A 24,325-nucleotide genomic window follows, 5' to 3' on the forward strand; every position below is an offset into this window, starting at 1 on the left:
GCCCGCCGGGCTACTCGGCCAGCTCCTCCAGCTGCCGCACGGTGGCCAGGCCGGCCCGGAGGTAGGCCGCGAACAGGTCGTTGTGCAGCGCCCACGGGGAGCGCCGGGCCCGGATCAGCCGGATCGCCTCCTCGGCCCCGCTGCCCCGGCGCATCAGCGTGTGCGCGACGACCAGACCGGAGCGGTTGTAGCCGTGGTAGCAGCGGACGAGGACCTTCCGGCCCCCGTCGAGCGCCTCACCCGCGGCCTCGGCCAGCCGGATCACCCCGGCGAGCTGCGTGCCGTCCAGGGGGCCGTCCGGGATCGGCCAGACATGGTGCTCGACACCGCGGTCCGGTCCGTGCCCGGGCAGCCGCAGCAGGGTCTGCACCAGGTCGAACTCGTCCCGCACCACGGCGAACTCCAGCCGCCCGGCCGGCCGCCGGAACTCGTGCCCGCCCATCCACAGCCCCGGCACGATCTCGTCCCACGGCCGGTCCGGGGCCGGCACGTCGGGGCCCATCCCACGGGTACGCACAGGCACCTCCCCAGTCCTGCCCAGGGCTTGCCCAACTCCTCCCCAAGGTAACCGGGTTCTTGCCCCGGCAGCACCCTGCCTGGTCCCATGGACGGGGGTGGTGATGGCATGGACGGACTGCGCGTCGTGCCGACCCGGCGCCACGGCCGGGAGCGGCTCTACGTCTGCCTTCCGGACGGCGGGAACGTCGCCTGGTACGACCGCGAGGCGGCCCGCGTCAACCTGCTGAGCGACGACCGCAGGGACGAGGTCCTCCAGGCCCTCGGCCCGTTCGTCACCGGCCCGGTCACGGTCGGCCCACCCCCGGTGCCGACCCCCGCCGAGCTGGCCCGGCTCAGCCTCCACCCGGACGACGACCTCGCCCCCAACCGGCCCGGCGAGGCCCTCCTCGTCGCCCTGGAGCGCGAGCCCGCACCGGCGCACCGGCTGCGCGCCGACCCGCGCCGCCGGGCGCTGGCCGCCGAGCAGACGACGGGGGCCGCCCTCGACCGGCTCGACGGGGCCGGCTGGCACACCCTGCACTCCCTCCCGCTGCCCGGCGGCGACCGCGTCCACCACCTGCTGATCGGGCCCGGCGGCCTCTTCGCCCTGCACGTGCTGCCCGCCCGCCGACAGCGGGTGCGGGTCGGCGACCCGCTGGTGGCCCTGGGCCGCCGCACGCCGCTGCCCCTGCTGCGCCGGGTCCGCGCGGACGCCGACCGGGCCTCCTACGCCCTGACCGCGGAGGTCCGCCCGGTGCTCGTCCTCGTGGAGCCGGCGCACGTGTCCGTCACCGCCCCGCCCCGCTCGGTGCGCGTCCTCACGGACCGGGAGCTGCCCGACCTGGCCGGCACGGGCGGGGTGCTGAAACCGGCGGACGTGGAGGCCCTGCACGCCATGGCCCGGGACCGGGCCACCTGGAAGCGCGTCTGAGGACGGCGGCGGACCGGCGGCGGACCGCGGCGGGACACCGCGGCCGCGGGCCGTCCGGGGGCGTCGCCGCTCAGGGCAGTGCCGCCGCCCGGCGCCGCTCGAACAGGGGTGCCAGCAGGTCGCCGTAGTCCTGCACCCGGGGCCCGACGTCCGGCGCCAGGAAGACGAACTGCTCCGCCCGCCCGCACCCGGCGACCTCGTCCCACGTCACCGGCGTGGAGACCGCGGGCACGTCACGGGCGCGCACGGTGTACGGGGCGGCCGTGGTCTTGCGCGCGGCGTTCTGGCTCCAGTCCACGAACACCTTCCCCGGCCGCAGGCTGCGCGTCATCCGGTGCACCACCAGCTTCGGCAGCGCCTGCTCCGCCTCCACCGCGAGCGACTTCGCGTAGTCCGACACCCGCTCCGAGGGCGACCCCCGCACCCCCGCCAGCAGGTGCAGCCCCTTGGCCCCGGAGGTCTTGGCGTACGCCTCGATCCCGTCCGCCGCCAGTCGCTCCCGCAGCCACAGCGCGACCTCGCAGCACTGCACCACGGTCGCGGGCGGCCCGGGGTCCAGGTCGAACACCAGCCGGTCGGCCTCGCCGGGGTCGTCCGCGGTCCACTGGTGGGTGTGGAACTCGGTCACCAGGTTCGCCGCCCACATCAGGCTCGCCAGGTCCTGCACCAGCACCATCCGCGCCGGGCCCTCCGAACGGGGAACCTCGGCCGTGGTGACCCAGTCGGGGGTACCCGGCGGCACGTTCTTGGTGAAGAACACCTGACCGTCCGGGCCGTCCGGATACCGCAGGAACGAGACCGCGCGGTCCCGCAGGTGCGGCAGCAGGACCTCGGCGGTCGTCGCGTAGTAGTGCAGCAGCTCGCCCTTGGTGAAGCCGGTCGCGGGATACAGCACCTTGTCCAGGTTGCTGAGGGCCACCCGCCGCCCCTCCACTTCCGTCATCGGCGCCATACCATGAGAATCTCATAAAACAGTCACAAAACGCCCGAAAGGAACGGTGCTGCACGTGCGATCCATCTGGAACGGCGCCATCTCCTTCGGTCTGGTCAGCATTCCGATCAAGCTGGTGAACGCGACCGAGAGCCACTCGGTCTCCTTCCGCCAGATCCACACGGAGGACGGCGGCCGGATCCGCTACCGCAAGGTGTGCGAGCTGGAGGACCGCGAGGTCACCCAGGCCGAGATCGGCAAGGCCTACGAGGACGCCGACGGCTCGATGATCCCGATCACCGACGAGGACCTGTCCCAGCTGCCGATCCCGACGGCCCGCACGATCGAGATCGTGGCCTTCGTGCCGGAGGACCGCATCGATCCGCTCCAGATGGGCTCGGCCTACTACCTCGCGGCGAGCGGTGCCCCGGCCGCCAAGCCGTACACGCTGCTGCGCGAGGCCCTCAAGCGCAGCAACCGGGTCGCGATCGCCAAGTTCGCGCTGCGCGGCCGGGAGCGCCTCGGCATGCTCCGGGTCGTCGGCGACGCCATCGCGATGCACGGCCTGCTGTGGCCGGACGAGGTCCGCGCCCCCGAGGGCGTCGCCCCGGAGGCCGGCGTCACCGTGCGGGACCAGGAACTGGACCTCGCGGACGCCCTCATGGACACCCTCGGCGAGATCGACCTGGACGACCTGCACGACGAGTACCGGGAGGCCGTCGAGGAGGTCGTCGCCGCCAAGGCCGCCGGCGAGCGGCCCCCTGAGGCCCGTGAGGAGGCGGCGCCCGGGAAGGTCCTGGACCTGATGGCCGCGCTGGAGAGCAGCGTGCGCGCGGCGCGGGAGTCCCGGGACGGCGAGGAGGCCGGGGCGGCCGAGGAGGCGGAGGTCAGATCCCTGCCGCAGCGCAAGACCTCGTCCCGGCGCGCCCCCAAGGAGACCGGCGGCAAGAAGTCGACGTCGACGGCCGCGAAGAAGACGGCGGCGAAGAAGGCGGAGCCGAGGAAGTCGACGGCGAAGTCCGCGGGGTCCGCGAAGAAGACGGCGGCCAGGAGCACCGCCAAGAAGACCGCCGCCAAGAGCACCGGCAGGGGCGGCGACAAGACCGCGGCCAAGAGCACCGCCAAGAAGACGGCGTCCCGCAGGCGCAGCGCCTGACGGGCGCGAGCCGCTCACTGCGGTCGGCGGGTGCCCTCCGGGAGCGCGCGGCCGTTCAGTCGAACGTCCAGGCAGACGTGGACGCCCGGGGTATCGCGGACGGCGCGGGCTCGAACACGGCGGGGCTCGCGGCGCCGGAATCCGTCGGCGCGAGGGAGCCCGTGGGGGGCTTCGCACCGGAGTCCGCGGTGGGCAGGGCGGGGCTCTCCTCCAGTGGCCGGCCGATGGTCTCGGCCGGTTCGCCGCCCGGGCCGGCCGGACCGGTGGACAGCTGCGACCACGCGGTCAGGGCGAGCGCGACCGCGGCCGCCGTGCCGGCCACCCGGCCGACGCGCCGCAGCCGGGCCCGGCCGTCCAGCTCGCGCCAGGGCGTCCCGGCCCATGTCTCCTCCCGGCGCCACGCCTCACCGACGGTGCCGCGAGCGCGGTCGAAGTGACCGGGGCGTTTGGGGTGACCGGAGTGGTCGGGGTGACCGGGATGGTCGGGGTGCTCGACGGAGGGCTCCTGCGGCCGCCAGCCGGGGACGCGGTCCCGCGCGGAGGGCTCCCTGGGGGCGGATGCTCGGATGGCGCGCTCGTCGTCCTCCAGGAACTGCCGCCAGACGTACTCGGGCACGGCCGGCGTCCCGTCCGGCTCGCCCGGTGTGCCGCCGCTGCCCGGTCCGGAAGCGGTCATGGTCCCGCTCTTCCTGTCGTCGGCCCCGGAACGGACGCGGGCGGGAGCAAGGGGTGGGCCCGCCCACCACCGGGTCCGGCGCCGGATGGTCTTGGCCCGGCGGACTCCGTCGGCCGCCATCCCCTAAGAACGTGTCCGACCGGCGGCCCGTTCCCCCCGCCGCCGGTCGTGACGCGGTCGTGATCGTGCCCCTGCCCGGGCGCTCAGGGGGCCGCCGGGGACGGAGTGGGCGTCGGGGAGGCGGTGTTCACGTTCAGGTCGGGGCGCGGCTTGAGCACCAGCACCCGCTCGCCCGGCTGCGGCGGGGGCGGGGTGACCTTCTCCCTCGGCAGCTTCGCCGGGCCGGTCTGCTTGAAGGTGACGTCGTCGTACTCCACCAGCCCGGTCTTCTCCAGCACCGTGATGTGGTCCAGGACGGTGTCGTTGGCCAGGTCCGCCAGCTGCCGCACGAGGGTGTTCTTGGTGGAGGCCCGGATCTTGGCGATGGCCGGGAAGATCTGACCGTGGGTCACCCGCATGATGTTGACCGCCGACGAGTCGAACTCCTTGCCGCTCTTGGCGTCCACGGTGGCCACGAAGCCCTCCTGCTGGGGGGAGGCCCGGTTGGGCAGCGTGATGCCCAGCTCGGGGGAGATCTCGCGGCACATCGCGTCGAGGCCGGCGTGCCCGACGACCAGGTGCTCGCCGGCCGTCTTCATCGCCTTCGTCGTACCGCGCTCCATCACGATCTCGCCCAGCGGGTACTCCCACAGTCCGGCGGCGCGGACCTTCACCACGAAGTCGCGGTCGGCCTCGGTGAGCGGACCGAACTTCGTACTCGCCACCACCCGGTTCTGGTTGCCGTCGGCCTTGTCCAGACCGAGCACGGCCGGGAAGGCCAGCGCGGTGAGGGTCAGGGTCATCGCACCGAACAGGACGACGACTCCGATCCTGCTGCGGGACAGGCGCATGGTGCCTCCAGGGGCGACGCGGGGCACGCGCACGCTTGCTCGCGCGCGTACTCGTACGGGTACGCCTGGAGATACGGGAACGGCGGGCGGATCCTTCACCGCTTCGGCACAGAACTTGGCGAGTGCGCCGGGTCCCGCTCCCGCGCGCTCCGCCTCAGCCGATGTCGGCGCCGTACACCCGCTCGACCGTGATGGTGAGCAGCACCCGGCGGTCGGACACCATCGTCGAGCGGTACTCGTCCCAGTCCGGGTGCTCCCCGGCCGCCGCGCGGTAGTACTCGACCAGCGCCTCCACCTCGGGTCCGTGCGGGTCGGTGCCCGGCCCGGTGAGGGTGGCGACGCCCTCGGCGGTGGCCCAGGACCTGCCGTCCGGGGCGGTCACCTCCAGCGTGGCCCGCGGGTCCCGGCGCAGGTTCGCCGTCTTGGCGAGGCCCTCGCGGGTGGAGACGCGGATGACGCCCGCGTCGGGGTCGTATGCGGGCATGACGGGCGAGAGCTGCGGGCGGCCGTCCGACTTGATCGTCGCCAGGACGCCGAGCCGGCTCTCGGCCAGCAGGGCGCGCGGGTCGAAGCGCGGTGTGGTGGTCATGGTCCGATCCTCACCCGCCGCCCCCGGGCCTGTCCCGCGAACCGTCCGCCGAACGCGCCGAACGCGCCGCACCGGGCGCGCTGGGGGCACCGCAGCACCGGGCGTGCTCGGGGCACCGCCGCGCCCGGCGTGCTCAGGGCACCGAGGGGCCGCCCAGGTAGGCGCCGTCCTCGTCGTAGGGCCAGGCGTTGGCCACGCATCCCTTGAGGCCCTTGATCTGCTGCATCATCGCCGGAGCGGGCCGGCCGGCACCGGGGCACGTCTCGTGGCCGTGGCCGATGCGGTGCCCCACCTCGTGGTTGACGATCAGCGCCCGGTACTCGTGGAGCGGGCCGTCGAACTCGGGGGAGCCCAGCACCCAGCGCTTGAGGTTCACCACGACGTCCGTGCCGACGCTGCAGTTGACCTCGCCCCGGGTGAGCAGGCCCGCCGCGCCGCAGATCTCGTCGACGGTGCCGGGCGTGGCGATCTTCACCACGAAGTCGTACGAGCCGCTGCTGACCAGCCGGAAGGAATTGGTTCCGTCCCGGGTCCAGCCGCGGTCGTCGGCGAGCACGTCGGCTATCTCGGCGGCGGCGGCGCTCGGCCGGACGTCGATGCCCTCCTCGACCAGCACCTTGTAGCGCCGCACGCGGCTGCCTGTGCCCACGGTCGTGCCGTCGGCCTGGGCGGTGACGAAGGTGCCGGGCCCGGTCGCCGGAATGGCGATGGTGCTGGGGGAGGGCGAGGCGGAGGGCGACGCCGAGGGAGACGGGGACGACTTCGGGGACGGCGACGCCGAGGGGGAGGGAGAAGGAGCGGGCGTACGGGTCGAGGCGTCCAGGGCGTCCGCGACGTCGGCCGCCTGGTCGTCCGTCACCGGCGGCCGGGTGTCCCGCCAGTACGCGACGGCGGCACCCGCGGTGAGCACGACGGCTCCGAGGGCGGCGAGGGCGAGGACCGCGCGGGCCGGTCCGCGGCGTGCGCGTCCACGTCTGCGGCTGCGGGAACGGGATCTGCCCCCGCCACCGTTCGGCCCGGTTCTCCGGCTGGCCCGGCGGGCGGTGGATCGGCCCACGGCGTGCGTCCTCTCTGCTGGTCGGCGGGGCGCGCACAGCGGACTTCGGTGTGCTGATGTGCCCCCAAGATCCAAGCGGACGCACGTGCGAAAACAGCACGGTTTCCGAAGTGTCCCTTCTCACGCGGACATTCATGGCGTGAGCGCAACCGTTCGATGCCCCGCAACGTCTTCGTCGGGGTCACCCGGTTTCGAACCGGGTGACCCCGACGCGTGCGGGGAGGGGTGCCGTCAGCCGGCGGGAGTCCGCTCCCAGCGGTAGAAGCAGCGTGCCATCGCGTCCTTCGGACCACGCCAGGTCGCCGGGTCGTACGCCGAGACGTACGGTTCGAGCCGCTCGCTGACCTGGCGGAACTCCGGGTGCCCGGTCAGCCTGCCGATGGTGGGCGCCGGGTCCTCGTCGCTCTCGATGAGGTGCAGGTACACGCCGTCACCGAACTCGAAGAGGCTGCGCCGGTTGACGCCCACCAGGTGCGGCAGTTCGCCGCTGTCGGACTCCGCGAACACCTTCGCGATGTCCGGTGCCGCGCCGGGTGCCATCCGGGCGACGATCAGTGTGTGGTGCATGGGGTGCTGCCCTTCACGGGTGTCGATCGGTGTCGGTCGCAGTCGGTGCGCCGGCGTCAGTCGGCGAGCGCCGAGGCGGTCCGCCGCTCGCTCGCCGCCTGCTCGATCCGGTCCCGGATCAGCGCCATCTGCGTACGGGAGTTGCGGTTGATGTTGTCCGTCATCCACGCGTCGTCCACGGGCGCGTCCGGCTTCATCGCGAAGTCCTGCGTCCAGCGCATCACGACGCCCTCGGCGGTCTCCGCGTACTCCCAGACGATGTTCATGTACTGGAAGGGGCCGGTCTCCACCCGCTGGGCGCGGACCGTGCGGGTGACGGGGTCCGCGACCCGCTCGGAGACCCAGCTCCAGACCTTGCCGTCGGCGTCCGGGTGCATGGTGAGCCGGAACGTGACGCGGTCCTCGTCGCGGTCGAGCACCTCGACCGAGGCGTACTCGCTGAACAGCCGGGGCCAGTTCTCGATGTCGTTGGTCATGTTCCAGACCAGCTCCATCGGAGCGGCGATGGTGATCTCGTTGTCGGTGTGCCCTGCCATGTTCACACTCCCGTCTTGAGGGCGCCGTTGACCAGCGCGAGGAAGTCCGCCGGCGTCTTGCAGCGCTCGGCCTGCTCGGGCAGACCGAGTCCGTACCGCTTCTCCAGCTCGGCCACGATGCCGAGCAGGCCGAGGGAGTCCAGGCCGAAGGTGTCGAAACCGTCGGCGGCCTGCTGCTCGAGGGTGACCGGGTCGACGTGCACGCCGGCGGTGCGCTTCATCAGCGCCGACAGCTCCTCGACGGTCACCTGGTAGTCCAGCTGCTGGTCGGTCATGGGTGTCCTCCTTGACTCGGGTTGGCCGGCCACGGGCACCGCCCGTGGCCGTTGGTCGTCGTTCGGTCGTCAGTGGCCATCGGGCGGTACCGCACCCCGGCGCAGGACGAGCGCCGAGTTCGACCCCATGAGCCCGCGGGCGAGGACCAGGGCCGTACGCGGCTCGGCGGGGCGGGCCCGCCCGGTCACCAGGTCCAGGTCGTGGCACACGTCGAAGACGTGCGGGGTCGGCGGGAGCAGTCCGTGCTCCATCGCGAGCACCGCCGTCGCCACGTCAAGGACCGGAGCCGCGCAGTACGCCCGTCCGGTCCCGGTCTTGGGCGCGGTGACCGGCACCCGCGCGGCGTGCGGGCCCAGCGCGTCGGCCAGCGCCAGCGCCTCGGCCCGGTCGGCCTCCGGGACCCCGAGGGCGTCCGCGAAGACCACGTCGACCTCCTCGGGCCGGCAGCCCGCCTCGGCCAGGGCGCCCTGGATCGCGCGGGCCAGGCCCTCCCGGGACTCGGCCCAGCGGCCGGGCCCGGTGAAGGTCGCCGCGTGCCCGGCCACCGTCGCCCGCACGTCCGCCCCGCGCTCCCGGGCCGCCGCCTCCTCCTCGACGACGAGTACGGCACCGCCCTCGGCCGGTGCGAACCCGCAGGCCGCTTCGGTGAACGGGCGGTAGGCGCGGTCGGGTTCGGTGGCCCGGCTCAGCTCGGGGTAGCCCAGCTGGCAGACGATCGAGTACGGGGCCAGCGGTGCCTCCGTCGCGCCGCAGACCACCGTGTCGGTGCCGTTGCGCACCGCCAGTGCCGCGTGCGCCAGGGCGTCCAGACCGCCGGCCTCGTCGGCGGCCACGACCCCGCAGGGGCCCTTGAAGTCGTTGCGTATGGAGACCTGGCCGGTGCTGGCCGCGTAGAACCAGGCGATCGACTGGTAGGGGCCGACGTGGCGCGAGCCCTGGCCCCACAGGTTCTGCAGCTCCCGCTGCCCGAACTCGCCACCGCCCGAACCCGCCGCGGTCACCACGCCGACCGAGAACGGCGAGTCGACGTCGGCCCGGCCGAACCGGGCGTCGGCCAGCGCGTGCTGGGTGGCGGCCAGCGCGAAGTGGGTGAACCGGTCGGTCTGGACGAGGAAGCGGTCCTCGACCGTCTCGGCCGCGTCGAAGCCCTGCACCTCGCCCGCGACCCGCAGCGGCAGGTCCGCGCAGCCCTCCCGGGTGACGGGTCCGAGGCTGCTGGTGCCGTCGGCGGCAGCCTTCCAGTGCGCCTCGACACCGGTGCCGTGCGGCGACACCACGCCGAGTCCGGTGACGACCGCCCGCCGGCTCCCACCGCCGGTGCCGGTCCGTTGTGGTCCGCTCATCGCAGCCCTCCTTCACTGCCGCTCAGTACGACCGCGGACTGGAAGCCGCCGAAGCCGCTGCCCACCGACAGCACGTGCCGCAGCGTCCGCTCCCGTGCCTCGCGCGGCACGTAGTCCAGGTCGCACTCGGGGTCGGGGGTCGTGTAGTTGGCCGTGGGCGGCACCACCTGGTGGGCCATCGCCAGGACGCACGCGGCCAGTTCGATCGAGCCGATCGCGCCGAGCGAGTGGCCCACCATGGACTTGATGGAGCTCATGGGCGTCTCGTAGGCGTGCGCGCCCAGCGAGCGCTTGACGGCCGCGGTCTCGTGCCGGTCGTTCTGCTGGGTGCCCGAGCCGTGCGCGTTGACGTAGTCGATCGCGGAGCCGTCGAGGTGCGCCATGTCCAGCGCCGTGTCGATGGCCCGCGCCATCTCCAGGCCCTCCTTGGTGAGCCCGGTCATGTGGTAGGCGTTGCCGAAGGTGGCGTAGCCGGAGATCTCGCAGTACACGTCCGCGCCCCGGGCCCGCGCGTGCTCCAGGTCCTCCAGGACCAGCACCGCGGCGCCCTCGCCCATCACGAAGCCGTTGCGGTCCGCGTCGAAGGGCCGGGAGGCGTGCTCCGGGTCGTCGTTGTTCGGCGAGGTCGCCTTGATGGCGTCGAAGCAGGCCATGGTGATCGGCGATATCGGCGAGTCGGCCGCGCCCGCCAGGCACACGTCGACGCGGCCCTCGGCGACGGCATGGTAGGCGTACCCGACGGCGTCGAGGCCGGACGTGCACCCGGTGGAGACGGTCTGCACCGGCCCGTGCACCCCGAACTCCTCGGCGACCGCTGAGGAGAGGGTGGCGGGGGTGAACGCGCGCTCCAGGTGCGGCTCGGCCCGCCGGTCGTCGACGTCCCAGCGCGAGCCGCGCTCGCTGACCAGGACGTAGTCGTGTTCGAGCCGGGTGGTGCCGCCGACCGCGGTGCCGAGGGTGGCACCGGCCCGCCAGGGGTCCTCGCGGTTCATGTCGAGGTTGGCGTCCCGGACCGCCTCGGAGGCGGCCACCAGCGCGAACTGCACGTACCTGTCGCAGCGCTGGGCGGTGGCGAGGCCGAGCCCGTGGTCGGACGGCTCGAAGTCGCACTCGGCGGCGATCTGCGAACGCAGCCCGGCCGGGTCGAACAGGGAGATGCGGCGCGTCGCCGTACGGCCTTCGGACAGCAGCCCCCAGAACTGGGGCACGCCGATCCCGCCCGGGGCGACGACGCCTATGCCCGTGACGGCGACCCGGCGCCGGTTCACGACACCACCTCCGCCGCGGGGGCGGGCCGCTCGTGCCCGGCGTGGCCCGCGTGCGTCCCGTCGCAGGGCAGGGCGTTGCCCTCCGCGTCCTCCGTGTCGACGTGCCCCAGCTCCGGGCGCGGGGCGAGCGGGCCCAGGTGGAACACGAGCCGCGCCTCGACGTCGCCCGCGTTGCGGAAGCGGTGGCGCATGTCCTGCGGGATCAGCAGCCCCTGGCCGGTGGCGAGCGAGTGCGGCACCCCGTCCAGGTCCACTTCGAGGGCGCCCTCCGTGACGTACACGAACTCCTCGGAGTACGGGTGGTAGTGCTCGGCGATGCGGTCGCCGGGCTGCACGATGGCCACGCCCATGAAGCCGCTGGTCGACCCGGCGGTGGTGGGCGTGAGAAGGGCGCGGAGGTCCCCGCCGCGACGGCGGTTCGGCGCGATGTCGCCGAGGGAGACGATGCGTACCTGCTGGTCTGTCATGTCGTTCACTCCGGGGTGACGGGAGGAAGTGGGGGAGGGAAAGCCGGGAGGAGCCGGGGAGGGGGCCGCGCGAACCGGCGGGCACGCCGTCGGGCCCGGTCGGCCGCGCGGTCGGGGAGGGTGGTTCAGGAACCGGCCGAACGCCGGTCGGTCAGCGGCGTCATACGGACCCGGGTCAGCAGCCGGGACAGCGTGGCCGCCTCGGCCGGCGGCCCGTCGACGCCGACCGCGGCGGTGTCCAGCAGCCGCTCGGCGGCCGCGGCGCCCTCGGACCCTTGCAGGCCCAGGACGGCGGCGGGCGCGGCCGCGGGGTCGCCGTCCACGTCGACGAGCCGTACGACGAGGTCGTCGCGGTGGAAGACGGTGGCCGCGAGCACCGGGCTGTCCGGGTCCTGCGCGGCGCGGGCGTCCTGGTGGGCCAGCAGCCGGGCCAGTTCCCCGCCGGCACCGGCGCGCACCGGGTAGAGCAGCGCGAGCCGCTCGGTGCGCGCGCCGGCCCGGCCGGGGGTGGTCGCGTGGTGGACGGCCGGCATGGCGGCCCGGGTGAAGAAGCGCCGGGCGGACTGCGGGTCGGCGAGGTCCCGGTCCTGCTCCAGATACGGGTTCAGCGCCTCCTCCACGGCCCGCACCCCGGGCTGCCGGGCCACGTGGCGCAGCGCGGTCTGCAGGTCGCCGCGCACCTCCACGGCCCGCACGATCCGGTTGCCCGACATGAAGAGCGAGGTGCGCAGCAGCCGCGTGGAGCCGTCCACATGGGCGTCGGGCGACACGTACTCGGACAGCAGCCGGGCCGTCTCGGCCTCGGTGCCGGGCCGTACGGTGAAGGTCAGGGCGTGGCGTACGACGTTGCCCCCGATCCGGGGCGCGGAGCGCGGCTCACCGGGCGCGGGCCGGGCGCCGTCGGTCTCCCGCAGGACGCTGTAGCGCAGCGAGTGGGTGTCGCGGACGCACGTCGCCAGCGGTTCGACGGTGTCCAGGTGCTCGTCGCTGTTGACCCAGGCCAGGAAGGGCGCGGCGCTCTCCCACTCACTGGTCAGCAGCCACTGGGTCGGGTTCTCCAGGGACTGGCACAGCTGGTCGCTGACGTGTCCCGGGACGGCGGCGACCCGGTCGCGGATGCGCTCGTAGGCGTCCAGGAACTCCTGCTGCATTCCGTCGTGGACGTCCAGCATCAGGACGACCCGCACACGGGATCCGTCGAACGCGGATATCGACACGCCGCCCGCGTCCGTCGCCACGGCACTGGTGCGTATGGCGTCCGTCGCGTTCCTGGCATCCGTGGTCGGGGCATCCGTCGCTGCGACGGGAGAGACCGTCATCCGGCCCACCTCTTCTCGGGGTCTTCCTCGTGGACTGGGGCGAACGTCGGCGGCGCCCACCGGGCAGGCGGGGCGCGACGGCCGCGTAAGCACGATCGTGAGCCGTGCCCGCGGGGTCCGCGAACCAGGAGGGTTAAGCGGGTGAAGCCTGCGCCGCGGCGGGCCTCGGCGAGCCGTACGGGGCATGCATGAAGGCCCCGGCGCACACCTGTCGCGGGGCGCGCACGTCACCCACGTCCCCTCACCCACGTCTCTCTTCCACGTCCCTCACCCACGTCCCTCATCCACGTATGTCACTCACGTCTGTCGCAACGGAGGACGAGCAACCATGAACGAAAGAGCCGACCGGTCCGGCGGCGCCACCCAAGGGGGCGACCGGACCCACCGCGTACCGGTCCTCGTCGTCGGCGGGTCCCTGGTGGGCCTGTCGATGTCGGTGTTCCTGGGACGGCTGGGCGTCCGGCACACCCTGGTCGAACGCCACGCCGGCACCTCCATCCACCCCCGGGGACGCGGCAACAACGTCCGCACGATGGAGATCTTCCGGGTGGCCGGCACCGAGCCCGACATCCGCCGGGCCGCGGCCACCCTGGCCGACAACCACGGCATCCTCCAGACGCCGACCCTGGTCGGTGACGCGGGGGAGTGGCTGTTCAAGCAGATCGACCCGGGCAACGGACTGGCCCGCTTCAGCCCCAGCTCGTGGTGCCTGTGCAGCCAGAACGACCTGGAACCCGAACTCCTCACCCACGCCGTCAACCTCGGCGGCGACCTGCGCTTCGGCACCGAACTGCTCTCCTTCGAGACCGACACCGAGGGCGTCACGGCCATCGTGAAGAGCCGGGAGACCGGAGAGCACACCACCATCCGGGCGGACTACCTGGTCGCCGCCGACGGTCCCCGCAGCCCCGTCCGCGAGCAGCTCGGCATCGGCCAGAGCGGACCCGGCGACCTCTTCCACAACGTCAGCGTCACCTTCCGCTCCCGTCGCCTCGCCGACGTCGTGGGCGACCGCCGCTTCATCGTCTGCTACCTGACGGAGGAGAACGCCGACGGCGCCCTGCTGCCCGTCGACAACCGGGAGAACTGGGTCTTTCACGCCCCCTGGCACCCCGAACAGGGCGAAACCGTCGAGGACTTCACCGACGAGCGCTGCGCCGCCCACATCCGCCGCGCGATCGGCGACCCCGACCTGGACGTCGAGATCACCGGCAGGGCCCCCTGGCACGCCGCCCAGCGCGTCGCCCGCAGCTACCGCTCCGGCCGCGTCCTGCTGGCCGGCGACTCGGCCCACGAGATGTCCCCCACCGGCGCCTTCGGCTCCAACACCGGCATCCAGGACGCCCACAACCTCGCCTGGAAGCTGGCCGCGGTCCTCGAGGGCTGGGCGGGCGAGGGGCTCCTGGACACCTACGACATGGAACGGCGCCCGGTCGCGGAGGCCACCAGCGCCCGCGCCGCCCACCGCTCGGTCGAACACAGCCACCCGGGCTTCGCACCGCCGCCGGTCATGGGGGGCGGGGGGCCTGGCGGCGGGCCTGTTGGTTCCAGTGGTCCGGGTCGCGCGGCGGCGGGCGGGCCCGGGGGGCTTGGTGGCCCCGGTGGTGCGTCCGGTGCTGCGTCCGGCGGTGTCCGGGGCCCGGGTGGTCCCGGTGGCCCGGGAGGCGCGCCCGGCGGTCCCGGCGGAGCACCCGGTGCCGGCGGTCCCGGCGGAGCGCCCGGCCGCGGCCCCGGCGGCGGTCCGCAGCGCGGGATCCTCAACGTCGCCCTCGGCTACCGCTACCCCCGGGGCGCGGTGGTCGGCGCCGACCCGGCGACCCCGGTGGTCCCGGAGGGCCTCGACCTCACCGGCGCCCCCGGCAGCCGGGCTCCCCACCTCTGGGTCCGCCGGGGCGAGGAGCGCCTGTCCACCCTGGACCTGTACGAGGACTCCCTGGTCCTGCTCAGCGACGCGGCCCAGCCCACCGGCTGGCACGAGGCGGCCGCCGAGGTGGCCGCGGAGATGCGCGTCCCGCTGAAGCCGTATCGCGTGGGCGGCACCCCCGGCGCCGACCTGGTCCCGGACGACGAGGAGACCGACTGGGCGCGGGCCCACGGAGTGACCCGGGGCGGCGCGGTCCTGGTCCGCCCCGACGGCTTCGTGGCCTGGCGCTCCCCGGGGCCCGCCCCCGACCCGGCGTCGATGCTGCGCCAGGTGGTGGGTTCGGTGCTGGCCCGCACCTGAGGCGGGCGACCACCCCAAACGTGGACCACTCCCCGGTTACCTGCTAGCGTCTGGCGCGGCAGTAAACGGGGAGTGCTCCCCAGTACGGGAAGGGGTGGGCGTGGCGGATACGGCGCTGGTGCTGGGCGGGGGCGGCCTGACCGCGTACGGATGGCAGATCGGCGTCCTCGCGGGCCTGGCCGACGCCGGGGTGGACCTCGCGGACGCCGACGTCCTGGCGGGCACGTCGGCGGGTTCGCTGCTGGCACTTGACCTGGCCGGGGGATCGGCCCCGGCCGACCTCTACAAGGAGCTGCTCAACGGGGAACGCGCCATGCTGGACGTGGACTTCACGTTCGGCATGACGGTCAGGTATCTGTGGGCCGCGCTCGCCTCCCGGGACCCGGAGACGGTGGTGAAGCGCCTCGGGCGGCTCGCGCTCTCCGTACGCGACGTGCCGCAGACCGCGGTCCTCGACGCCATCGGCGCCCAACTCCCCGTACGGGACTGGCCCGACAGGACCGTCCGGATGTTCGCCGTCGACGCGCTCACCGGCCAACCGACCGCCTTCGACGCCGACAGCGGCACCGACCTGCTGCACGCCATGTCGGCCACCTGCGCACTGCCGCCCCTCTTCCCGCCGATCGGCATCGGTTCCGGCCGCTGGATGGACGGCGGCGTCCGCTCCACGACCAACGCCGACCTGGTCGACGATTGCGCGCGCGTCGTCGTACTGGCCCCGATCCCCAAGGGGGCGGGCGCGAGCCCGAGCGCACGGAGTCAGGCCGAGACCCTCGCCTCGCGCGGGGCCCGGGTCGCCCTGCTGACCCCCGACCGGGCGGCCCGCCGCGCCTTCGGCCGCAACGCCCTGGACGCCTCCCGCATCCCCGGGGCGGCGCGCGAGGGCCGGCGCCAGGGCTTGGCCCACGCGGAACGCATCGGGGAGATCTGGCAGGGCTGAGCGCCGAGTCAGCCCCGGCGCTCCGACAGGCCGGACACCTCGTCGACCAGAGGCTGGACGCGAAACGGCACGACCGCACTCAGCGCGATGACCGTCGTACTGCGCCGCACTCCCGGCACCTCCAGCACCTGGTCGATCACCTGTTGCACGTGCTGGTTGCTCGTGCCCGCGATACGGCACCAGATGTCACCGGGACCGGTCACGACGTGCGCCTCCAGGATCTGCGGCACCGCTCGCATCCGTGCCGCGATGGCCTCGCGGGCCGACTGGTCCACCTCGAACGTCGTGAACGCCTGGACGACGTGCCCGAGGGCGGCGACGTCCACGTCCGGCCCGTACCCGGTCACCACGCCGGAGCCGGTCAACCGGTCGAGCCGCGCCTGCAACGTACCGCGGGCGACCCCGAGTTGCCGGGCGACCTCCAACAACCCCACCCGCGGACGTTCCCGGAGCAGCCGCAGCATCCGCCCGTCGAGCCGGTCGAGCCCCTGTCGTGCCACCGTACCTGCCGATCTGCCACCTGAGAGGCACCCAGAAGCCGCTGCTACTGCCAAATAAGCAACCCAAAGAAGTGTCCGTTGCTCATTGGACACCCCGCGCCCCACCCTAAGTGCTCCCGTCCAGGAGGAGACCCGTGAGGCAGCACACGCACCCGTTCGTCCCCTACCGCCCCGACCGGTACGACGAGGCCGAAACGATCCGGCGGGGGCGGGACTTCGTGTCGTTCGTCGACCGCAGGCGCAGTGTGCGGTTCTTCAGCGACGAGCCGGTCCCGCGCGAATGCGTCGACCTCGCCGTCGCCGCGGCGAACACCGCGCCCTCCGGCGCCCACTTCCAGCCGTGGAAGTTCGCCGTGATCGGCGACGCCGAGACCAAGCACCGCATCCGGGTCGCCGCCGAGGAGGAGGAACGGGTCAACTACGAGGGCGGACGCATCCCGCCCGAGTGGCGCGCCGCGCTCGCCCGTCTCGAAACGGATTCCGACAAGGGCTTCCTCGACGTCGTGCCGTGGATCGTGGTCTGCTTCGCCGAGAAGAGCACCGCGATGCCGGACGGTTCGCTGCGCAAGAACTACTACGTGAACGAGAGCGTGGGCATCGCATGCGGCCTCTTCATCACCGCCCTGCACGCGATGGGCCTGAGCACCCTCACCCACACCCCCAACCCGATGGCCTTCCTCACCCGGATCTGCGAACGCCCCGGCAACGAACGCCCCTACATCCTCTTCCCCGTCGGCTACGCGGCCCCCGACTGCGAGGTCCCGGACCTGACCCGCAAGCCCCTGGCAGAAGCGCTCACCGAGCCCCCGCACTGACGGATCCCGGACGGCCCCCTGGCCAACTGCCGCGTCGGCCGCGCGCGCAGCGGCCGGGTGGCCTTCCTCCTCGCCCTGGAACTGGCCTTCGACCGCCCCCTTGCCCTCGGCGAGACTCGGGCATCGTGGGCCTGGTCTGGGAACGGGACTGACGTCTTGAGCGCCGGTCAGCGCCGCGCGACATCGGTGGCGGTGCCTTCGACGTGCACGGCCTCCCCTTCCCGGCCGACCCCGTCGATGAGCCAGTCGACGATCAGCAGCGCCAGACCCCCACTGCGGTACGCATGCCGCGGACGAACAGAAATGGGCACGCCGAGCCCCTGCAGGCGGCCGTTCGCGACGTGCAACTCGGGTCCGGCCACCGGGGCCCCCGGTTGGAGGACCAGCACGGCCGCGTCCTCGTAGACCTGAGCCAACGCGGCGGCGTCACCGCTGTTGAACCGCTCGGCGAACACCACGGGCACGTCTTCGGGCCGATGGGCCAGCTCTCGCATGATCGACAGACATCCTTCCGGACCGGGACAATCGAACCGCCCCCACGCCAGGAGGCGATCTCGTGGTGACGTGGGCGCGCGGATCGTCGGGGAGCCCTGGACAAGCTGCTGTCCGACCGCCTGGCCCAACTCACCAGAACCGAAGTCGTCGAGCGCCACCGCCGCCCCGGCCGGCCCCCACGCGTCCACTACACCCTCACCCCGAACGGCCACCGCCTCGGCCCCGTCCCCCAGGCCCTGTGGGACTGGGGAACGCAGACCCCACTCCCGGACAACGAGACTCCACCCAGCCGAACCCCCGCGCTGTTCCCTGACCAGCAGGCTGGAACAACTCGCCCTGCTCGACAGCGTCGTCTCCGTCCTGCGCCCGCATGACCCCGACTACGGGGGCGACCGGTACCAGCCGGACTGCACACCGCGCGGTTCGACCGGCTGCCCTCGCCAGACTGGGCGGAGCGGTCAGATCTTGATCACGGTCGTGCGGCGTCGGCGAGGAGGGCAGCAGCGTGGCGGGCAATCGGCTCGGTGATCGGTTCGAAGACAACATCCACGGATGCAGAACATCACAAGATCGTCTGCGTGCCCAGGTCGTTGATGAGCCTTGTCCAGAGCTTCTGAAAGGGCGTCTGGCCTGCGAAGAGGCTCGCCAAGTTCATTACGTCGTCACTATGTGACCACTGACATGGGCCTGCATCGAGAGACATCCGCCTGCACATGCAAGAAGACCCCGCACTCAGCGTCTCCGCTGGCTACGGGGTCTTGACACACTTACACAGTGTGCCCCCGGCAGGATTCGAACCTGCGCACACGGCTCCGGAGGCCGTTCGTGCTCCGCCTGTTTCTACAGATCAGAGCGTTGTCGAAGCTGTAGCCTGCTCGGCCTGTCCACAAATAGGCCACGGCTGGGTGCGTCTCGTGCTAGTCATTCTGCATGACGTGTACACCAGTTGGCGGGCACCGCCCGACTGACCTTCCAGCAGCCGCCTTCCTCGCCTTGACGCAGTCACTGTTCGACCACGAGGGCCAACCTGTTCCCTTCGTTCTCCGAGGGAAGGGCGAGGTGCAAGATGATCCGTTTGATACGCATGTCGCCGACATCCTGGAACGTGCCCTTCCGCCGGAGTTGCGCGTGCTCCGTGCCGGCAAGCCGCTTGTTAGCCCTGACATCGTGCTCGCACGCCCAGAGGAATATCGGCTGCTAGCGAGCGGCGGAGCGGACTTCGACACTCGATCGATCGTTGCCATCGAAGTGAAGAAGGTTTCCCCAGACAAGAAAACGGGACTACCGGCCCGCGGTTCCGGCATGGACTACAACAGTACGCCCCCCTGTGAAACCGTCCGTCTGTACTCGCCCAGCAACGAGGAGATTCTGGTTCCTTCTTTCTATTTTTTTGCCCTCCTTGGTCAAACAGGAAGAAGTGGGGAAGTTTACGTTGAGAGCATGGCGCTGGTCGCGGGGTCTGCACTTAGCAAAGACACCGATCTATACGACCGGATCACCGGTAGGCGAAAAAAGGCTATTGGTCTCGGGACCTACGGGGACGGTGCGGACAGACAACGCCCGATGCTCGTTTTCGCGAATCCATTGGGATGGCCCTGGATGCAAAGGCAGGCCACGCTGATAAGCGAGCGAGATGATCTTGACGAAGAGTTTCCAGACCTTGCTTACGTTCGTTCGATGACGCGATCGTGGAAATCCTCCGAAGGTATGGAGGATAAGGAAGAGCGATTCCACTGTTATCGAGTTGCGGCTCTCGATTCGTCAGTTGAAGAACCCGCTCGGGATCCTTTCCCGACTCCCAGAAAGCGCACCGAGCAGACCGCACAACGAGGCAGGTTCAAGATAGATTTGTCTGACGACTCGATTTTTTAGCCTCGATATCAAGTTCCGCTGCGGCCTTGACGACTTCTCTTTCAGCATCCAAAGAGAGTTCTTCGAGGCTGCTGGCGGAGCCCGGTCGAGTGTGCAGCGCCAAGACGGACCCACGAATCACTGACTCTACGTCTGCGTAGCCGACAGTGATACCTGCCTCCTGGCACTCACGCAGGGCAGCGATAGCTCGGGCGCTCACTGCGCCAGCCGTTGTGGGCAAGGACTCTGGAATCTGATCGGCCAGCCGACACACGACGATCGAGTCGAGATTCGACGGGTTAGCAGCACTCGACTTGGTAGTGCTCGTGCTCATCTCAGCCTTAACTGGCTGTACTGCCGTGATTACGAGGCCAGCGGCCTCCAGTGCCCTGACCAATTCGATCCACCCAGCAATTCGTGCTTGGTGGAATGTGAAGGCGAGGAGGCCGCTCGGTTTGAGAATGCGGGCGCATTCTTTCCAGACGGCGGCAATCGCACGCCCGAAGTCACCAGGGTCGGCGGACTGTACTTCTTCCGGATTACGTGTCGTCCCAACAGCAGTCGGGTACTCCTCGAACGGTCGCACTTGGCGGAGCCAGGCATGGAAGAAGTCGGCAAGTTCGCTGTAGTGGACGTTATCCATGAATGGTGGATCGGTGATGACCAGTTCCACCGATTCTTCTGCCAAATCGAAGGATGCTGACGATCCAAACCGCACGTATGCGCTGGACCGTTGTTGCTCAAGATCTTCTGCATTTCCGAGCCTCAGCGACAAGGGCATGGAAAGGCCAAAGACTCGTTCCGGCTTTCCATCGACTGGAACCAAGTCGTGTGGTTTTTGCTTGTACTCCCAAGCTCTAAGGATTCGCGATTGGTACAGCGTTGAGAAGGCACCGGAAGACTGGGGTGTTCCCCAAGGGTGTGCCTCCAAGGGCGTTCGCTCCGGTTTGAGTACATGATTCGAGAACATGTGGCGCACAGCGCCCGTTCCCTCACCCTTAAAAGAGCAGAACAGGTTATTGAACTCTAGTACACCCGAAAAGAGCGCAGCCAGTGCTTCGCGTTCCGGACTTGGATCTAGATCTCGGATTGCCGATCCGAGCAGGCCCATGCTGTACAGTTGACGGGCATTGAAGAATTGCTTCCACTCGCGATAGTTCCAGCGAATCGCCTGGCGAGTATTGTAGCCGTCATCTAGCGCGCCAGCTGGCAGGACGAGATTCGATCCTTGCTCTGCGAGGAGCTTCTCAGTCCTTTCGTACAAAGCGATGTCGAACTCATCGATTGGTTCGTAGCGGCGTGAACCGTCGTCCGCAAGTACCTGCTTTGCGTACATGCGCATTTTCGGCGGTTGATCGCCGAGTGAGTCGAGCACTTTCGATACATGTCCCTGATGGCACGTCATCGTCGCGCGATTGACAGGCCCCGTCAGGCTTGATACCTGCCCGCAGGTTCCACACTCGATCTGCTGATCAGTGAGGACATTGACGATCTCAACTGCGTGACACCTAGGGCAAGTTGCCTTACTGTTCGGATACTTCTTCGGATAGGCGTGTTGCGCGAAGACATACCTGCTGAACAGCTCGACAGGAGGCGAACTCGTCGGGCATTGCGGACAGTGCGCCAAAGCGACCCAGAAATAGTAAAGGACCGTACGCCCGTGCTTATCGCGATGTACTTCGTCGATGTCACGACGGACTCTAGCCTCGACTTGCTTATAGGCACTTTCCAAGTGAGCCAGGTCCCACGAAGCCAATGCTTGCCGCTGCACTAGGGTGGCCACGGGATTGATATCCCGGCCAATCACCTTGGCGCCGAGCTTGGCAGCCTCGGCTAGCGTTGTCCCTGAGCCGGCAAAGGGGTCGCATACAACAAGGCCGTCGAGACGGAGGGCGTTGCTGTAACACCTGATAGCGTTTGGCTCGTCTTCAGCGACAGCAGCGGCGAGAATTCCCCTGAAGACTGAGCCGAGCCGCTGCGCCCACCACTTGTGCGTATGCGTTGCCGGGCGGTGTACTTCCTTACGCCAAGACTCGCGCTCAGCTGCAGCGGATACCAGCCCTGCGGGGAAAGCTGCCTCCAACGCAGTTACACGAGGCACAGCGGTCCTTGAGATCTGTGCTGGCCCCTCGTGGTTCGCGCCGAACATGCTCTCTTGCTCGAAGATCGTCACTTGCTCCTCCAGGATCGATCCAAGTATCTCCTGTCGCAGTGTGTGGTGGGAACCACCCGCGGCACGGGACTACAAGGACGACAGACCGGAGCGCGGCCTGCTGAGGTGCTCTGCCAGGCCACGCTCCTTTCCTGGGTCAACCGTTCGGTTGGGGCGGAGATTGAGGAGTCGTCAAGGGAGGCCGGCACTGGCCAGCTACTACCGCTGCCCAGCGAGTGATCGTTGCGACACGTCGCCTCCAGGGAGAAGATCGCTATTGAAGTGCTCTGAAATCATCGTCGTACAGTATCTCCGCAACTTCGAGTGAGATGGTTGAGATTCTGCCGCCAAACTTAACCGGAGGGTCAACCGTTAGACCCACTACCTTTTCTTTGTCGCGCATGGACTCTATGAGAATCGAATCAGCCGAGACCGATTCATCCTGCAGAGAAGTGATTCGCGCTGCGCGAAGACGCTGCGTTTTCTTTTCAATCCCGAACAAGACCTCACCTACCGATAGCTCTGCAGAGCTTAGCTTTACGAGGTGGGCCTGCGCCTTATCGAAATAGTTCGTAACGTATCCCACATCTGAGGACTCGATGGTGGCGAAAGTCGTTTTCCGCAACTCGTCGAAAAGGGAGGTAACCAGCCGCTTTAAAGCCTCAGCAACTCCCGACAAAACGTCAGGCTCTAGCAGATCGGTGTAATCACCGTGCGAGATCTCGTTTCGTCGATTGACAAGATCTAGCAGCAGGCCATCCAGGTCGCTGTAGATCCCGTTAAGGACACCGTCGTCGAATGTATCGTGATTGAGTGCTTTAGTGATGGCGTCCAGCGATACGTTTACACGCCCGAACATTTCGGACAGGATAGGGAACTTCAGGTTGTTGTCATGATAACTTAGCGCGGTTCCGCTTATCTTGAAACCTGCTCCGCCATCCAAGCATGACGCCAAGCATCTGACCATGTTGTCTGTGTCGTCGCGACTCAAGCGTCCGCCACTGTCACGATTCAAGAGCTTACGCGCCTGCTCGTCATGCGCTTTGCGAATAGCTTCGGGCACATGGCCGTAATCTCTATAGAGGATGTTCGTGATACTTGCGAACTTCTTGATAGTGTCGTCGACGAACTGCTCTAGTGCGCCGTACATGTTAATGATGACGCCGGAATAGATGAGCCGTCGCCATTCCGCGCTGCGTGCGTCAGGCAGCTTTTCGGGCATCGTGCGCAAGTTCTGGTCAAACTGGAGCACGGACAAAACTTCATCGAACCGAGCCACGGCGGATCTCAGAACCAGGTGCATAACTGCACCTCAAATCAAGTGGGCGTCGAGGAAGCCTAGATAGAGCCTATTTCGCTCTTCCAGGTCCCTAGAGTTCACTTTCCGTCCGTCAATCCTGTCTCCGTTCTCCTTGTAAAATCTAGGAAGGTCCGCTGCAATCGCACTGCTCTTCTCCACCAATGCCTCTGCGGCGGAAAGTCGCTGACTGAACGCGAGCATCAATGGCTCGTATGCCACGACCGCCGGCTCTTCGATCCACTGCCAAGAACCCCGCCGGAAGCGGTACAGCCAAAATGCCTTCTCGCCCAACACCTGTTCAACTAGATCAGCAGTCTGGATGAAAAGTTCACGTAGTTCCTCGATGAGTTCTTCGCTGTAACGGTTGGCGGCGCTCAAGTATGAGTCGAGGTAGCCCCGGAGATTCCGGCGTGGCCCGACCCCGCCTGCCAGCCGCTGACGATAAGCGAAGAAGCGCAAGACCAATTCTACGTCGTACATAGATCGGTAAAAGGGGTGTGCGGAAAGAGAGTCTTCCTCTCCCTCGGCCGCTCCTTCGGGGGCCGTGATCCCCCACAGGCGGCGAAAACTTGGCGTGTCCGCCAGATCCAAGCAAAGCCGGTTCATGCGACCTGGAAGGAGAGCATTGCGGGACTCTTGGGGCGTCAGGTCGACGCCTCCGCTGTTGATGCGTTCGAAGACTAGTTGCTTTAGGAGATCTGCTTCCTCGGGTGTTTTCCCGGTTTCATGAAGCAACACTACGGCACTGAGGTACCGTCGACCGATGATGCGTCGAGTTACGTCATCGATCGAAGAGAAAGATTTTCCGTTTAGGTCTGGGAAGTATTCAAGATCCTGAAGCTCGTACGTGTCCTTAAAAAATTCGGAAATCGCCGTGAGTCGTTGAAGGCCATCCATGACCTCGAACCGGCTCAGCTCGGCTTCGTAGAGGAAGATTGGCGGAATGGGGACATTGAGCATAATTGACTCAATGAGTCGAGACCTTTTCGAAACGTCCCACCGGTGGCGCCGCTGGAAGTCCGGATTCAAATTCCATTCATCGCTGCTTACGAGGTCGGGAATCTGGGCAACTTGATAGCGCGCTTGTTCGGTAACGATTCTGAAGTCGGTCTGCCCGCGACGAACGATATTTTCCCTCTCAGGGAAACTTTGAAGCACGGATGTCGGCGGGGCGGTGAAGTCGATCTTTTCGCCGGGCAGGAGGTCAAGCCCCGCGTTGTCGCCGGCGGCTTCAGCTCCCTCAGTTGAAGCCCAGTCATTCAAGTCCAGTTGCCGGGACGAAGACATGCCCTTAGTTTCCCCTCGGTCGTTCGTCTGCTCGTAGCGGGTTTGGCGTCTGTGGCCAGCGATCAATTTCGTTGACAGTCACCCCCCGGCACGATGCCCGGTTAGCGCACAGCAGCTGTCGGCAACCAGCCTGGGACCGACTCGAGTTGTGACCGTTCGTTGCAGCCTGCAGCGAACCTGAGGGTAACCGTCAGAGG

At 69.2% G+C, this 24,325-nt stretch carries 25 protein-coding genes; 7 read left to right on the forward strand and 18 right to left on the reverse strand.

What is annotated here, in order from left to right; all coding sequences use genetic code 11:
• Positions 1-10: 10 nt before the first annotated feature.
• Positions 11-517, reverse strand: a complete 507-nt coding sequence (locus IE258_RS04190; RefSeq protein ID WP_189739000.1) for a protein-tyrosine phosphatase family protein — start codon at positions 515-517, stop codon at positions 11-13.
• Between the two features lie 108 nt (positions 518-625).
• Here IE258_RS04190 and IE258_RS04195 point away from each other — a divergent pair, with 108 nt between their 5' ends.
• Positions 626-1,429: a nuclease-related domain-containing protein gene (locus IE258_RS04195; protein WP_189739003.1), complete on the forward strand. Its 804-nt coding sequence runs from the start codon at positions 626-628 to the stop codon at positions 1,427-1,429.
• Positions 1,430-1,499: 70 nt separating this feature from the next.
• On the opposite strand, the gene ligD is transcribed toward IE258_RS04195, so the two are convergent.
• On the reverse strand, positions 1,500-2,381 hold the full coding sequence (ligD, locus tag IE258_RS04200; RefSeq protein ID WP_189739006.1) for a non-homologous end-joining DNA ligase: 882 nt from the start codon (positions 2,379-2,381) through the stop codon (positions 1,500-1,502).
• A 55-nt stretch (positions 2,382-2,436) separates the two neighbouring features.
• On the opposite strand from ligD, the gene ku reads away from it, so the two are divergent.
• Entirely contained in the window at positions 2,437-3,516 is a 1,080-nt protein-coding gene (ku, locus tag IE258_RS04205; protein WP_189739009.1) for a non-homologous end joining protein Ku, read from the forward strand.
• 55 nt (positions 3,517-3,571) lie between these two features.
• Here ku and IE258_RS04210 read toward each other — a convergent pair whose 3' ends face one another.
• From IE258_RS04210 to IE258_RS04260, 11 genes are all read right to left on the reverse strand, one after another.
• Positions 3,572-4,192, reverse strand: a complete 621-nt coding sequence (locus IE258_RS04210; protein WP_189739012.1) for a hypothetical protein — start codon at positions 4,190-4,192, stop codon at positions 3,572-3,574.
• A 203-nt stretch (positions 4,193-4,395) separates the two neighbouring features.
• On the reverse strand, positions 4,396-5,142 hold the full coding sequence (locus tag IE258_RS04215) for a DUF4142 domain-containing protein (RefSeq protein ID WP_189739015.1): 747 nt from the start codon (positions 5,140-5,142) through the stop codon (positions 4,396-4,398).
• A 154-nt stretch (positions 5,143-5,296) separates the two neighbouring features.
• Positions 5,297-5,731 (reverse strand): PPOX class F420-dependent oxidoreductase, encoded by a 435-nt coding sequence (locus IE258_RS04220; protein ID WP_189739018.1) that lies wholly within the window; start codon positions 5,729-5,731, stop codon positions 5,297-5,299.
• 133 nt (positions 5,732-5,864) lie between these two features.
• The gene (locus IE258_RS04225) at positions 5,865-6,788 is read right to left on the reverse strand and encodes a DUF3152 domain-containing protein (RefSeq protein ID WP_189739020.1); all 924 of its coding nucleotides are present in this window, start codon (positions 6,786-6,788) and stop codon (positions 5,865-5,867) included.
• A gap of 231 nt (positions 6,789-7,019) precedes the next feature.
• The gene (locus IE258_RS04230; protein WP_011030169.1) at positions 7,020-7,355 is read right to left on the reverse strand and encodes a TcmI family type II polyketide cyclase; all 336 of its coding nucleotides are present in this window, start codon (positions 7,353-7,355) and stop codon (positions 7,020-7,022) included.
• A gap of 56 nt (positions 7,356-7,411) precedes the next feature.
• Positions 7,412-7,891, reverse strand: a complete 480-nt coding sequence (locus tag IE258_RS04235) for an SRPBCC family protein (protein ID WP_159328473.1) — start codon at positions 7,889-7,891, stop codon at positions 7,412-7,414.
• Positions 7,892-7,893: 2 nt separating this feature from the next.
• Positions 7,894-8,166 carry an acyl carrier protein gene (locus IE258_RS04240; protein ID WP_159328472.1) on the reverse strand — a complete coding sequence of 91 codons (273 nt, stop codon included), beginning with the start codon at positions 8,164-8,166 and terminating at the stop codon, positions 7,894-7,896.
• Positions 8,167-8,235: 69 nt separating this feature from the next.
• Complete coding sequence (locus IE258_RS04245; RefSeq protein WP_189739023.1) at positions 8,236-9,510, reverse strand: ketosynthase chain-length factor; 1,275 nt, start codon at positions 9,508-9,510, stop codon at positions 8,236-8,238.
• Complete coding sequence (locus IE258_RS04250) at positions 9,507-10,778, reverse strand: beta-ketoacyl-[acyl-carrier-protein] synthase family protein (RefSeq protein ID WP_189739026.1); 1,272 nt, start codon at positions 10,776-10,778, stop codon at positions 9,507-9,509. Before IE258_RS04250 ends, IE258_RS04245 begins: the two co-directional genes overlap by 4 nt.
• Positions 10,775-11,245, reverse strand: coding sequence for a cupin domain-containing protein (locus IE258_RS04255; RefSeq protein ID WP_087807239.1), 471 nt, complete (start codon positions 11,243-11,245; stop codon positions 10,775-10,777). Before IE258_RS04255 ends, IE258_RS04250 begins: the two co-directional genes overlap by 4 nt.
• A gap of 125 nt (positions 11,246-11,370) precedes the next feature.
• The gene (locus tag IE258_RS04260) at positions 11,371-12,564 is read right to left on the reverse strand and encodes a SchA/CurD-like domain-containing protein (protein WP_189739029.1); all 1,194 of its coding nucleotides are present in this window, start codon (positions 12,562-12,564) and stop codon (positions 11,371-11,373) included.
• Positions 12,565-12,892: 328 nt separating this feature from the next.
• Here IE258_RS04260 and IE258_RS04265 point away from each other — a divergent pair, with 328 nt between their 5' ends.
• Positions 12,893-14,788: an FAD-dependent oxidoreductase gene (locus tag IE258_RS04265; RefSeq protein ID WP_189739032.1), complete on the forward strand. Its 1,896-nt coding sequence runs from the start codon at positions 12,893-12,895 to the stop codon at positions 14,786-14,788.
• A 100-nt stretch (positions 14,789-14,888) separates the two neighbouring features.
• A complete protein-coding gene (locus tag IE258_RS04270; protein ID WP_189739035.1) occupies positions 14,889-15,728 on the forward strand; it encodes a patatin-like phospholipase family protein in 840 nt (279 codons plus the stop codon).
• An 8-nt stretch (positions 15,729-15,736) separates the two neighbouring features.
• Here IE258_RS04270 and IE258_RS04275 read toward each other — a convergent pair whose 3' ends face one another.
• On the reverse strand, positions 15,737-16,228 hold the full coding sequence (locus tag IE258_RS04275; protein WP_189739038.1) for an Lrp/AsnC family transcriptional regulator: 492 nt from the start codon (positions 16,226-16,228) through the stop codon (positions 15,737-15,739).
• A 134-nt stretch (positions 16,229-16,362) separates the two neighbouring features.
• Between IE258_RS04275 and IE258_RS04280 the strand changes: the two genes are divergently transcribed.
• Complete coding sequence (locus IE258_RS04280) at positions 16,363-17,043, forward strand: nitroreductase family protein (RefSeq protein ID WP_189739041.1); 681 nt, start codon at positions 16,363-16,365, stop codon at positions 17,041-17,043.
• Between the two features lie 167 nt (positions 17,044-17,210).
• Here IE258_RS04280 and IE258_RS04285 read toward each other — a convergent pair whose 3' ends face one another.
• Entirely contained in the window at positions 17,211-17,537 is a 327-nt protein-coding gene (locus IE258_RS04285) for a YybH family protein (RefSeq protein ID WP_229891921.1), read from the reverse strand.
• A 108-nt stretch (positions 17,538-17,645) separates the two neighbouring features.
• On the opposite strand from IE258_RS04285, the gene IE258_RS41980 reads away from it, so the two are divergent.
• Both IE258_RS41980 and IE258_RS04295 read left to right on the forward strand, forming a co-directional pair.
• The gene (locus IE258_RS41980) at positions 17,646-17,912 is read left to right on the forward strand and encodes a winged helix-turn-helix transcriptional regulator (protein WP_373309715.1); all 267 of its coding nucleotides are present in this window, start codon (positions 17,646-17,648) and stop codon (positions 17,910-17,912) included.
• A 685-nt stretch (positions 17,913-18,597) separates the two neighbouring features.
• The gene (locus IE258_RS04295) at positions 18,598-19,410 is read left to right on the forward strand and encodes a hypothetical protein (RefSeq protein WP_189739044.1); all 813 of its coding nucleotides are present in this window, start codon (positions 18,598-18,600) and stop codon (positions 19,408-19,410) included.
• Here the strand turns inward: IE258_RS04295 and IE258_RS04300 are convergent.
• The 3 genes from IE258_RS04300 to IE258_RS04310 form a co-directional block, all read right to left on the reverse strand.
• The gene (locus IE258_RS04300; RefSeq protein ID WP_189739047.1) at positions 19,376-21,562 is read right to left on the reverse strand and encodes a DNA methyltransferase; all 2,187 of its coding nucleotides are present in this window, start codon (positions 21,560-21,562) and stop codon (positions 19,376-19,378) included. The two genes, IE258_RS04295 and IE258_RS04300, sit on opposite strands and share 35 nt — an antisense overlap.
• 253 nt (positions 21,563-21,815) lie before the next feature.
• The gene (locus IE258_RS04305) at positions 21,816-22,793 is read right to left on the reverse strand and encodes a HEPN domain-containing protein (protein ID WP_189739050.1); all 978 of its coding nucleotides are present in this window, start codon (positions 22,791-22,793) and stop codon (positions 21,816-21,818) included.
• 60 nt (positions 22,794-22,853) lie between these two features.
• Entirely contained in the window at positions 22,854-24,128 is a 1,275-nt protein-coding gene (locus tag IE258_RS04310; protein ID WP_189739053.1) for a DUF262 domain-containing protein, read from the reverse strand.
• Positions 24,129-24,325 lie beyond the last annotated feature (197 nt).

Source organism: Streptomyces tendae, assembly GCF_014650435.1.
GTDB classification, from domain to species: Bacteria; Actinomycetota; Actinomycetes; order Streptomycetales; family Streptomycetaceae; genus Streptomyces; species Streptomyces tendae.